General features: G+C 67.4%; 11 protein-coding genes and 6 pseudogenes. 11 read left to right on the top strand and 6 right to left on the bottom strand.

The annotated features are described in order from the left end of the window. The 3 genes and pseudogenes from ACIGXP_RS39920 to ACIGXP_RS39910 form a co-directional block, all read left to right on the top strand. Positions 1-87, top strand: a pseudogene (locus ACIGXP_RS39920) (IS5/IS1182 family transposase); the annotation flags it as partial. Further along, positions 84-362: a transposase gene (locus ACIGXP_RS39915; protein ID WP_399776918.1), complete on the top strand. Its 279-nt coding sequence runs from the start codon at positions 84-86 to the stop codon at positions 360-362. The pseudogene ACIGXP_RS39920 and the gene ACIGXP_RS39915, both read left to right, overlap by 4 nt. Next, entirely contained in the window at positions 284-658 is a 375-nt protein-coding gene (locus tag ACIGXP_RS39910; protein ID WP_399776915.1) for a transposase, read from the top strand. The genes ACIGXP_RS39915 and ACIGXP_RS39910 overlap by 79 nt, the downstream gene beginning before the upstream one ends. A gap of 345 nt (positions 659-1,003) precedes the next feature. Here ACIGXP_RS39910 and ACIGXP_RS39905 read toward each other — a convergent pair whose 3' ends face one another. The 3 genes from ACIGXP_RS39905 to ACIGXP_RS39895 form a co-directional block, all read right to left on the bottom strand. Then, positions 1,004-1,672 (bottom strand): polysaccharide deacetylase family protein, encoded by a 669-nt coding sequence (locus ACIGXP_RS39905; RefSeq protein WP_399776912.1) that lies wholly within the window; start codon positions 1,670-1,672, stop codon positions 1,004-1,006. Between the two features lie 377 nt (positions 1,673-2,049). Continuing rightward, positions 2,050-3,255, bottom strand: coding sequence for an acyl-CoA dehydrogenase family protein (locus tag ACIGXP_RS39900; RefSeq protein WP_399776910.1), 1,206 nt, complete (start codon positions 3,253-3,255; stop codon positions 2,050-2,052). 623 nt (positions 3,256-3,878) lie between these two features. Then, positions 3,879-4,511: a PASTA domain-containing protein gene (locus ACIGXP_RS39895; RefSeq protein WP_399776907.1), complete on the bottom strand. Its 633-nt coding sequence runs from the start codon at positions 4,509-4,511 to the stop codon at positions 3,879-3,881. A 209-nt stretch (positions 4,512-4,720) separates the two neighbouring features. Between ACIGXP_RS39895 and ACIGXP_RS39890 the strand changes: the two genes are divergently transcribed. From ACIGXP_RS39890 to ACIGXP_RS39855, 8 genes and pseudogenes are all read left to right on the top strand, one after another. Next, entirely contained in the window at positions 4,721-5,098 is a 378-nt protein-coding gene (locus ACIGXP_RS39890; protein WP_399776904.1) for a hypothetical protein, read from the top strand. 335 nt (positions 5,099-5,433) lie between these two features. Then, positions 5,434-5,653, top strand: a pseudogene (locus ACIGXP_RS39885) (hypothetical protein); the annotation flags it as partial. A gap of 474 nt (positions 5,654-6,127) precedes the next feature. After that, positions 6,128-6,229: pseudogene (locus ACIGXP_RS39880) on the top strand (IS5/IS1182 family transposase); the annotation flags it as partial. 13 nt (positions 6,230-6,242) lie between these two features. Further along, positions 6,243-6,470, top strand: a pseudogene (locus tag ACIGXP_RS39875) (IS5/IS1182 family transposase); the annotation flags it as partial. 233 nt (positions 6,471-6,703) lie between these two features. Next, positions 6,704-7,309, top strand: coding sequence for an EF-hand domain-containing protein (locus ACIGXP_RS39870; RefSeq protein WP_399776901.1), 606 nt, complete (start codon positions 6,704-6,706; stop codon positions 7,307-7,309). A 74-nt stretch (positions 7,310-7,383) separates the two neighbouring features. Then, on the top strand, positions 7,384-7,965 hold the full coding sequence (locus ACIGXP_RS39865) for a hypothetical protein (RefSeq protein WP_399776898.1): 582 nt from the start codon (positions 7,384-7,386) through the stop codon (positions 7,963-7,965). After that, positions 7,962-8,357: an SgcJ/EcaC family oxidoreductase gene (locus tag ACIGXP_RS39860; RefSeq protein WP_363219646.1), complete on the top strand. Its 396-nt coding sequence runs from the start codon at positions 7,962-7,964 to the stop codon at positions 8,355-8,357. The genes ACIGXP_RS39865 and ACIGXP_RS39860 overlap by 4 nt, the downstream gene beginning before the upstream one ends. A 93-nt stretch (positions 8,358-8,450) precedes the next feature. Then, complete coding sequence (locus ACIGXP_RS39855; RefSeq protein WP_399776895.1) at positions 8,451-8,816, top strand: VOC family protein; 366 nt, start codon at positions 8,451-8,453, stop codon at positions 8,814-8,816. 15 nt (positions 8,817-8,831) lie between these two features. Here the strand turns inward: ACIGXP_RS39855 and ACIGXP_RS39850 are convergent. From ACIGXP_RS39850 to ACIGXP_RS39840, 3 genes and pseudogenes are all read right to left on the bottom strand, one after another. After that, a pseudogene (locus ACIGXP_RS39850) lies at positions 8,832-9,633 on the bottom strand (IS5 family transposase); the annotation flags it as partial. A gap of 104 nt (positions 9,634-9,737) precedes the next feature. Then, on the bottom strand, positions 9,738-10,307 hold the full coding sequence (locus ACIGXP_RS39845) for a hypothetical protein (protein WP_399776892.1): 570 nt from the start codon (positions 10,305-10,307) through the stop codon (positions 9,738-9,740). Positions 10,308-10,492: 185 nt separating this feature from the next. Then, a pseudogene (locus tag ACIGXP_RS39840) lies at positions 10,493-10,592 on the bottom strand (IS481 family transposase); the annotation flags it as partial.

Below are 10,592 nucleotides of genomic sequence, written 5' to 3'. Positions count from 1 at the left end.
TGGCAGATCTTCCGCAGATCCCGCATCAGTCCCAACCGCATGAGCGTCATCACCAAGGCCGTCCTCACCTTGGAGAAGCAACGCTGAAAACGCTCATTGTCCGCGCTCACCAGCACGCCGCTGCCACGGGCCGAACTGCCGCTCAGCCACGGCAGGAAGAACAGGACGACCACGCCCTCGGTCGGTCCCGCGGAGGACTGACCACCAAGATCCATCTGGCCTGCGACGGCCGTGGTCGCCCCCTGGCCGTGCTGCTCAGCCCCGGTCAGCGCAACGACAGCCCGTGCGCTCGCCCTTTGCTGGAACGCAACGCGTACCTCGAATCGGACATGGCCGCCCACGCTGCCGCCCCGATCACCTGATCGCGGACAGGGCCTACAGCTCCTGCGGCTTCCGGGCCTACCTGCGCCGGCGCGGGATCGCCCACACCATCCCCGAGCGCTCCGATCAGAAAGGCCACCGTCGGCGCCGTGGCAGTGTCGGCGGTCGCCCGCCGGGCTTCGACCAAGAGATCTATCGGCGCCGCAATACCGTCGAGCGGTGCTTCAACCTGCTCAAAGGCTTCCGTGGCATTGCTACCCGGTACGACAAGACCGCCACCAGCTATGAAGCAGCGGTCTGCCTGGCCTCACGCCTGCTCTGGGCAAGATCCCTTTGAAGACGGACCCTAGCCGCTCAAGCGGGCTGATTGCCGCTCTTACGGCCTCACCAACCGCGTTGAGAGCGTCGATGTAACCGATCACAAGATCACGCGCTGTCACCGCGTGCGGTTCTTCCCAAACCGAGCTCTGTTCCATGTGGCCTCCCCCGTCCACGCTTGAAGCGATTGTCACACTGGGGCTTCCAGCATCTCCATCGAGCGGCATTCATCGGCGGTCGTCATCATGACCGTCAGCCTAGGTCGTCGTGGTCAGGCGATCGGCGCAGTCGTCCCGCGCTGCGACAGCACGTCGGCCGCCCGGGGGCACACCGGCTTCGGCCCTGTTCTGTCTGCTCGCCCCGGTCACGGTCTGGCGCGGCTGCCCGAAGTGCCTTGTCCGCCACTGGGCACGGATGGGGCGGAGGCCAGAAGGCTGCGGAGGTCGATGACGCGATAACCGCGGGCGTGGATCGCCTCGAGGACTCGGGGCAGGGCCTGGGCGTCGATCACCTCGGTGCGCCCCTCGGGAGCGCCGACGTGCATCTGCAGGATCGCCCCCGGGTGCAGGGCGTCCAGGGCTCTTTGCACCGCCCGGTCCACGGTCATCCCGCCCTCGGTGCCCATCCATCCGTTGGTGTCCGTGGTGAATTCGATATCCGCGAATCCCAGCTTGTTGATCTCTCTGATCTGTGCGGTGCTCGTCTCGCTGTAGGGGAACCGGAAGAATGGGGTCAGGGCACGGCCTGCCCCGGCGGCGTGCAGGGCCCGGTCCGCTGCCCGGACCTCGTGGCGAGCTCCGGCCTCGGTCAGGTGGGCGAAGTGGGCGTGGCTGTAGGAGTGGTTGCCCAGCCCGTGTCCCGCAGCCGCGATCCTCTTGACCACTGCGGGGTACCGGTCGGCGAAGTCGCCGGTCAGGAAGAAGGTGGCAGGCGTGTGCCGGCGGGCAAGCGTCCCGAGGACGCTGTCCAGTCCGGCATCGTTCCACGCCGCATTGAACGTCACTGCGACCACTCGCTCGCGTGTACGGATCACGCGGTTCTCCGAAGCGAACAGAGCCTCAAGGCACTTGTCGTCCGCAGTCCCTGATATCCGAGGGAAGAGGACCTGGGCGGTTACGGCCCAGGGCCCGGGCACCACCGCCCACAGGGCACTGAACAGGCCGCCAGCCGCCCCGAGCAGGCGGCGGCAGGCAAGACGGCGCGCGGCGATGTGGGAATGCGTTTCCATGCCACCGCCATCGGCCACCCCGTGTCCGCGCTTGAGCCCGTTCCACTGCGACAGTGGCCCGGCCCGTACCTTTCGCCCGCGGCCGCCCACCGGTGTCTCGCCTGGCCGGAGCAACCGGTGCCCCGCTCTCTGATCCTGGGTAGCAGGAGGGGTATGTCCGGGAGCCGTCGAGAGCTGCCCGCTCAGATCAGCGGGGTGACCTGGTCCTCGATACCGAGCAGGGCCCGGCCGTACATCTCGGTCGCGATGGCGGGGTTGACCATGGCATGCCGCGTACCAGTCTCCAGGTCCCGCCAGATGCGCTGCAGCGGACTGTCGTCGGCGAAACTCCGGGCCCCCTGGACGCTCAGCAGCAGGTCCAGTGCATCACGTGAGCAGCGGGCGACTGTCCCGATATCCATGCGCGCCCGGGTCCGGTTGACCACGGGCATGCACTGGCCGCTCGCCGCCCAGCTGTCGACATCGTCCGCGGCACGCATCAGGTGCAGGGTGGCAGTGTCGATCAATGATGCTGCCTCGGCGAGCTGCATCTGGGTGGAGGGCGCCTCGCGTGCCTGTGCGTAGTGCGTATGCGAAATGCCCCGGCCCATCGCCAGCGAGGCCAGCACCAGTTCCATCGCGCCGCGGGCCAGACCCAACAGCGGGCCGGCGAGCGACAGGGCGAGCGTCGGGACGAACGCCGCACGGTACAGGGTCTCGTCCTTGAACTCGGTCGGATAAACGCCCTGGAGCGCGCGCGTAACCGACAGAATGCGGTGGTCTGGGACGAAGACGCCGTCGGCGATGAGGGTATTGCTGCCGGTGCCACGCATCCCGGCAACGTGCCAGGTGTCCTCGATCGTCAGCTGGTCCATCGGGACCAGGGCCAGTGCTTGGTCCAGGCGCTCGTCGCGCTCGCCCGTGAGCGTCATGCCGAGCAGCGCCCATCGGGCGTGGAGACAGCCGGAGGCAAAGCCCCACCGTCCGGTGACGATGCTGCCGGCGTCGGCTGTCCTGCCGGTCCCATGGGGTGGCAGGACCGCACAGGCACGGGTGCCGGGATCCTGCGCGTAGACCTCACGCTGCGCGCGTTGGGGATAGAGGCCGATGAGCCACCCCGAGATGTTGATCAAGCTGGTGGTCCAGGCAGTCGATCCGCAGCCGCGGCCGAGTTCGGAACTCACTTCGACCAGCGTGCGGATGCGTTCCTGGTGGCCGCCCAGCCGCTCGGGAACGGTGAGGCTGAACAGGCCGGCCTCATCGAGTGCCGCGATGTTCTCCGCAGCAACACAGCGGTCCTGTTCGGTGCGGGCTGCATTGCGCCGGAGTAACTCGACCAAGGCTGCGGCCCGTCCGGGCAGCGTGGCCTGCTCGATGTCCGTGGCAGGTTCCGCGGCGCCCATCGTCATGAGAGGTCCTCCTTCGCACGTGAACCGGCCGGGCAAGAGGCCAGCGGCCGGTCCCGGCACCGTACCGTGACCGTGACGCGTCGAAGACGTCGACGTCGGCTGGCCCGTTGAGCCATTTCGCCTCGCTCATGTACCAGGTGTCGCCGTAGCGGGCCATCAGGTTCGTCTGCCGCGGTTTGGCGACGGTCGGGTCGCGGTCGGCCCGGAAGCGCGCCTGCCTGAACAACTGCTCCAGCGGAGCCTCCAGCTGGTAGCCCCGCTTGAGCGCGGACGGCAGCGCCCCAAGCCGCTTGAAGTCGGAGCGTGTCTTCCTCAGCCGCACCAGGGGGGTGTGATCGTCTGCGGACGAGGTGAGTGGAAGGCCGGGACCGGCGTTGGGTCTCGGCCTTCGGTCTGCCCGGCCGCCCGACTTGGAGGGAAGCCCAAACTCAGGCTGGTCAACTCACACTGAGTAACCCGTCTAATTGCTCTCGTGGCCGTCGCCGTTCTCATGGTTCGGCGCACCCGTCTGCTGCTGAAAGTACAGCGGGAGCATCACGACCGACCGGCGGCGCATGGACCGACGGCACTTACCCGCATGAGACTCGCCCCCCTCCTTCGAGAGGGGGGCGTCTTCGCCGTTCCTACGGGCAGCTCTCGCCGTACTTGACCGCATCCAGCGTCACCGGCTGACCGTTCAGCTTCGTTCCTGCGGCTGGCTTCTGGGAGCACACCTGCCAATTGGACTCGATGATCACCATCCGGCTGTCGCCCGTCGCGTCGTTGACGGTGATCGATGTGCTGGAGTCCAGCGCCTGCCGCGCCGCCTTCACGCTCTTGCCGCGGAAGTCCGGCATCGACCCGCCAGCCGCCGAGGGTGCCGCCTGGTCGTGCGCCGGACAACTTTCAGTCAGTTTCACAGCACCGAAGTCCAGTTGTGTCGAAGTGACCACGACCGTGCCCGCCTTGACGTTCTGGGAGCAGACCTTCCAGTCGCGGTCCAGGATCTGCATCCGGGCCCGGCCCAACGCGTCGTGGCTCTTGAGGCTATAGAAGCTGGCCGCCTGCGCCTTGTCCTGCGCGGACTGCAGACCCATGCCCACGAAGTTCGGCACCGTCACCTTCTTCTCCGCCGGCTTGTCGTCCTTCTTCGGCGCGCCGCTCGTGGCCGCCGGTGGCGCGCTGCCACTCGGCTTGGCGGTGTCGGTCGGCTGGCAGGCGACAACGCCCGCGCTCGCGACGCAGAGCAGGACAGCAGCGATGATGCGGACGCGCATCGATCCCCCTAGTGGTGCCAATACAGGCGGAACACGCTAAGGCACTCGTGGGGGAGAAGTGAAGTGTGTGACGGATCCGTGACACTGCGACCCCGCCGGCAGTGGGGCAGTATCACGGACTTCCTGGGATCACAGTCCGGTGAAGTGGACTTCCGCTCGCGGGCGGTGGGCGCATCATGCGGCCGGCATCCAACATCAGGGGGACACACATGCGCCGCCGCATCACCGCCGCCATCCTGTTCGCCATCAGCGTCTCGCTTGTCGGCTGCTCAAGTTCGAACGACAGCCACAGCGCTCCGAGCTCGGCGCAGAAGCTTGCGGACTTGGACGGTGGAAGCCACCTCGTCGGCCAGTACCAGCAGGCACTCAATACGTGGGGATCCCGCTGCAACGAAGATTCGGCGGCGCTGGCCGGATACGTCTATGCAACGGTGCAGGACCTCCAGAAGAACGGCATCCACGAGACCGAGTACAGCGCGCTCACGCACCTGCGGGACTCGACACCGGTCGGCGTGAAGACGCAGTGTGCAGACGTGGCCGCCGCCTATCCGACGTCGCGGGAGAGCGGGCAAGTCGTGACCAGGTGAGCAGCAGCCCCGCTCCGAGGGGGAGTAGGGCCCGTCCGTCTCGTCTCAGAACTCCTAACAGAGTGGTCAGGTCGGACAACATGGCCTGGTTCACCCACGCTGGCCTCTGCCCCGGTCCGCGTGCTGACCGGACTCCTCGGCTCGGCATGGCAGCGGGACGAGGCGGGCGCCGTGCTGCCCTGACGGAGCGCCTGCTTGCCGAGATCCGCCTCGGTACGGACTGGCCTCGCACCGCCACGTTCTTCCGACTGCACCGAGGAGTGGCGACTGGTCAACGCGGGCGAGATCACGCGCTGAGCCGCGCACTTGCTCGGCCGTCTTCCAGGGTCGTCCGTATGATGATCGGCACTGGGGTCGCCGGCTTGCCCTTTGAATCCCTCCGGGCGGACGCCCTCACCAGCCCGGAGCAGCTGCGCGAGCTCTACCCGCAGCCGAACCCGAACTCGCTCCGCAAGGAGATCGATCGCCTGACCGAGGAGACCCCGGGCGCTGATCGGCTGTTCCTCGCTGGTGTTCATCAGCAGTGCGGACGTCGAGGGCTGGGCGGACGTGACGGCCGGTCACCGCTACTCGAAAGACCGGTCGGCCTCACGGCGTCATGCAGGCCTGCGACCGATCGGGTGCGCCGGGGATTGCGGGTCTGTCTGCGGCCGGGAGGTGCGGGTCGTACGGCGGGTGTCACTCCTGTGAGTGAACTCCGTGAGCCGGAACTGGTTGGCGCTGGGGGGGGTGGTTTCCGGATTGGAGGGGGCCATGGCGGGGAAGTTGCTGGGCGCGGCTCGGTGGATGGCGGTGGCACGCGGCGTCGGTTGCAACGACGGCGCGCCCGTGGCCGAACGGGGCCGACGGTCGGCGCTGGCCTTGGAGTGCCGGGGTAGTGAGGAAGGGCGCGGGGGTGTGCAGGGCACGCGCGCTCGGCGTATGCGCCCCTTCGGATGCGCTGGAAGCTGCCGTGCCGAGCCGGGCGCCCGTAGTTCGTCCACCGCCTGGCGCAGCTCGTGCGCCCACGCGACTTGCCGCAGAGCGGTAGACCATGCCATCGGCCGGTCCCGCGGCGTGCTGACCACAAAGGCCCACCTCACAGCAGATGGCCGCTGTCGACCCCTGGCCTTCCACCTCACCGCCGGGCAGCCGGTGACGTGCCCGCAAGCGCGGCATCCGGGCGGTGATTCCGGTCCCGGCCGACCAGCGGGACCACCGGCTGCGTCGAGGCAGCAGGGGCGGCGGACCACCGGCTTTTGACGGCGAGACGTACAAGGAGCGCAACACCATCGAGCGATGCATCAACCGCTGGAAGCAGCGGCGCGGCGTCGCCACCCGCTACGAGAAGACCGCGACCATCTACCTGGCCGGACTCCCCGGAGCGGGCATCTCTTGTGGTCTGCCCGGTGATCCAACGAAGCCGCCTAGGGGCTGTCCGGCGGATCATGGCGGTACGACATCAGGCGCCGGAAGAGCCCCCGCGCTCAGCGGCTTACTCATCTGATTACCCATCTATTGAAAGGTGTGGCTGCCGCGGTTTCCCTGAAGGGGGAGCCGGGAATTCTCGATCCGGGAGCCCGACAGGGCAAAGCGAATACGAGATCGAAGGGGTGGGTTTTTCTTATGGCGGACCGGCGCACCAAGGGCGATCTGCTGGAGCGCAAGATTGACGTCTGTTTCGGACATGTGGACGTCGACGGAGACGGATTCTTCGACGAGGCCGACGTACTGGCAATGGCGGCCAGGATCATCGCACACCAGAACATCCCCATCGATTCGGCACCGGCGGTGGGCCTCTTCAAGAGCTACCAGGAGTTCATGCACAACATTCTGGAGCACCTCGATGTCGACGGTGACGGAAGGATCAACCCCGAGGAATGGCGCAAGGGGATCATCGGCGTGTTCGGTGACCATCCCGAGCGGTTCGATGCCCTGTTCCGGCCGCTGGCCGAGGCTATCTGGCGCGTCTGCGACCGCGACGGCGACGGCACCGTCAGTGCCGAGGAATTCCTCTGCTTCCAGAAGGCCATGGGAAGTTCCCCGGAAAACCGACGGCTCGCCTTCGAGAAGCTCGACGTCAACGGCGACGGATCGCTGTCCGTCGACGAAATCCTGAGTGCCTACCGGGAGTACTACACCAGCAACGATCCACAGGCGCGCGGCAACTGGCTGTACGGCGACGTGTGGGGCACCGAAGTCCCGGGGACGGCGGCGAAGGCCGGTCTGTGACCTCTGAGATCACCGGGCGGAGCACCCTGGCCGGGTCGTCCGGGGGCGGCGCCGCTCGATGCAGCACTGTCGTGGTGAGTCACGAGACGCTCGCGCCGTTTCTGCGTGCCGCTTTCGAGGCGTACGAGGGGTGCTCGCCCGCCGAGCCCCCCTCGTCCTTCGCCCTCCTCACGGGCACCCTCCGCAACGGCCGGGCGCTGATCGCCGCGACGGAGTTCGCGCGCAACGCCCGGTCCGCGGACCGGGCGGCCACGGAAGAGTTCCGCACAACGATCGTCCCGCGCTTCGGGACGGCTTACGACAACGTCCACCGCGGATTCTGGTGCGATTCGCGCGATCTGCTGCGCGTCCACCGCCTGGCGGCCGAACAGGGCCTGGAGGTGCTCGGTTCGATCCATCTGCATCCCGACTGGCACCGGATCGGACCGCCGAGCGAGCGCGGCCTGCGCATCAGCGAAGCACCGACGCCCATGGACGCCTATATGTTCGCCAGCACCGGCTGGCTGGTGAACATGATCTGCTACGTGGAGCGCCAGGAGGGGCTGCTCTGCTACACGGTGGCCGCCTGGGGCCCCGCGTATGGCCCCGACGCAACGGCCTGCACGCCGCTGCGCATCCAGCTCCACGAACACCGCAAAAGGGGCGTGCCGGCATGACCGCGGCCGACGCCGACGCGGCGGAGGTACGGTCCGCCTTCGCGGCCCTGGAGACGGCATGGGCCCGGTCCGACGCCGATGCCTTCGCCCGGGTTTTCTCCGCCGACGCGGATTTCACCTCCGTACGCGCCGACCACTACCGCGGCAGCACGCAGATCGCGGCGGCGCATCGGCACCTGTTCACCACGGTTTATGCGGGAACCCGTCTGACGGCCACCGTCCTGCGGGTGACCCATCTCCGGCCGGATATCGCCGTGGCGCGGGTGGAGAACACGGTGCACACCCGGGAATCTGGCGCCGCTCTCGTACTGCACGCTCAGGCGGTATTGGAGCGCCGCCGGGAGAACTGGCTCATCGTCGCCTTCATCAACATGCTGCCGGTCCGTCAATAACGGCGAGGGGTGGCAGACATCGAAGATTACGGGTACAGAAGATGACAGGCGACCACGGTCGACCGGCGCCGACAAAGAAAGGAGCACACTCTCGTGAGTAGGTCCAGAATTCGTCATCTGGCCCTGTATGCCCGACAGCCGGCGGAACTGGCGCGTTTCTATGGCGAGCGCTTCGGCATGGAATTACTCGCCGCCGACCAGGCGGGCAACCATTTCCTCCACGACGGCTACCTGACCCTGGCCCTGCTCAAGCTTGATATGGGCGGTGAGGCCCCCGCCGGAATAAACCACTTCGGATTCCACGTCAACGACATCAGCCGACTCTGTGCGGAATTGGCGAACGAACCCGTCGAGCGCCCCGAGCGCCGGGCATCCCCGCGCCCGTACGCCGAATTCCGCGCCATCGATCCCGAGGGGAACTGGTTCGACCTGTCCGAGCACGGTTACGGGGTCGACTAGGACTTGTCCGGCCGATCATGCGCGGAGCCAGATGACGAGGGCTGCGGGAGTCGCGGTCCCGAGAAAGATGTAACCGCGCTTGTCGTAGCGGGTGGCCACAGCTCGGGCGTGCTTGAGCTTGTTGATGGCCCGTTCGACGGTGTTGCGCTTCTTGTGCCGCTCCTCGTCGAAGCCCGGTGGCCGTCCGCCGCGTGTGCCTTTGCGCAGGCGGGCGGCCTGGCTGTCGATCTTCTCCGGGATGGTGTGCCGGATGCCCGGCGCCGCAGGTACTCATGGCACGGCCCGTTGCTGTAGGCCTTGTCCGCGGCGAGACTGTCCGGCCTCTTACGGGGGCCTGCCCGTCCCGATCCGCGGGACGCGGATCTTCTCCAGCACGGGCTTGAACTGGGTGCAGTCCGCCCTCTGTCCCGGTGTGGCGATCAGGGAAAGCGGGCGGCAGCGGCCGTCCGCGCTCAGGTGGAGCTTGGTCGTGAACCCGCCGCGCGAACGGCCCAGGCCCTCACCTCCAGCACCATTTCCGCCAGACGGGCAACGCGGCTCTGCCACCGCGTCTCGTCCTGGTGTTCTGTCGGCATGTCCCCCTTTGAGGAGGGAGCCGACGGCGGATCGGTGCGGGCGCCGGCGGCGTGCTGATGCGCTCGCACGATGGTGGAGTCGACGGAAATGTCCCAGTCGATCCCACCTGCCGCACCGGCCTCGGCCTGGACCTGCCGGAGCAGGCGTTCCCAGGTTCCGTCGGCCGACCACAAGCGGTGGGTTCATAGACCGTCTTCCACGGACCGAACCGTTCGGGCAGGTCGCGCCACTGAACACCGGTCAGGTCACCCCGCCCCATGACCACGTGAACGATTCGACAACGGAGTAGTCACATGATCAGCTGGACGGCGACACTCTTGCCGACCTCGCCGCCGGGGCGCGTGGTCATCGGTCGGAACGGCTGGCGGTCCCCGGTGCGCGGCCCGCGAGCCAGACGGCGATCCGCTTCTGCAACTCCTTGTCGGCACGGGGGTAGTCCCAATGTGCGTACCATTCCAGGTTCTGCAGGATGTTCTCAGAGCGGTCTGGGTGACGCACCGCGAGCACGTCGACACCGATCTCGCCGGTCGAGCAGCTGATGTACACACTGCTGTCGAGCGCCATCATGCCAAAGCCCGGGTGGCCCGCGCGTATGCCGAGGAACGCCGATGCCGCACCCCGGCCCATGATGTCCCAGCGGTCCAGGAGCCCGACCCGGGCCCAGACCGCCGGTGCGGCACGGCGGCCATAGTGCTGGTTCTGCCTACGCAGGACGGCTTGGTGCGTGTGGGTGCCGTGGGGAAGCAGGACGAGGAACTCACGCCGGTGGTCGAGAAGGCCCGAGGAGACCGCCAGGTCGTACCAGTCCTCGTTGAGACGCTCGACGAGCCGTGGGGTTTCGTACTGGTGGGAGAAGCGGCCGGCAACGTCCTTGGGATGCCATCCGGAGACGAACGGCATCGTGCCGTCCGGCACTGCGTCCGGGATCACCTCAAGGCCTGCCCGCCGCAGCGGCCGGTACATCTTTCGTTCCCGCTCCTGGATACCCACCGGTCACTGTTTTACCAGGGCCAGCGCGCCAAGAATCCTCCGGCCTGGCGCTTCCTTGCGTCCCTCCCAACTTCCCGGATCAGACCGGTGCATGATCGGCCGGACAGGCCCTAGTTGTATTGACCTGAAGCGTTGTTCACACGGCTGATCGGTGGCTGGCCTCCGAGTGCTGTGTGGCAGCGATGGTGGTTGTAGGTGTGCAGGAAGTCT

The organism is Streptomyces sp. NPDC053069 (assembly GCF_044546895.1).
Lineage (GTDB): Bacteria > Actinomycetota > Actinomycetes > Streptomycetales > Streptomycetaceae > Streptomyces.
Note: the sequence above shows the minus strand (reverse complement) of the source record. Positions and strands in the feature narration are given on the sequence as shown.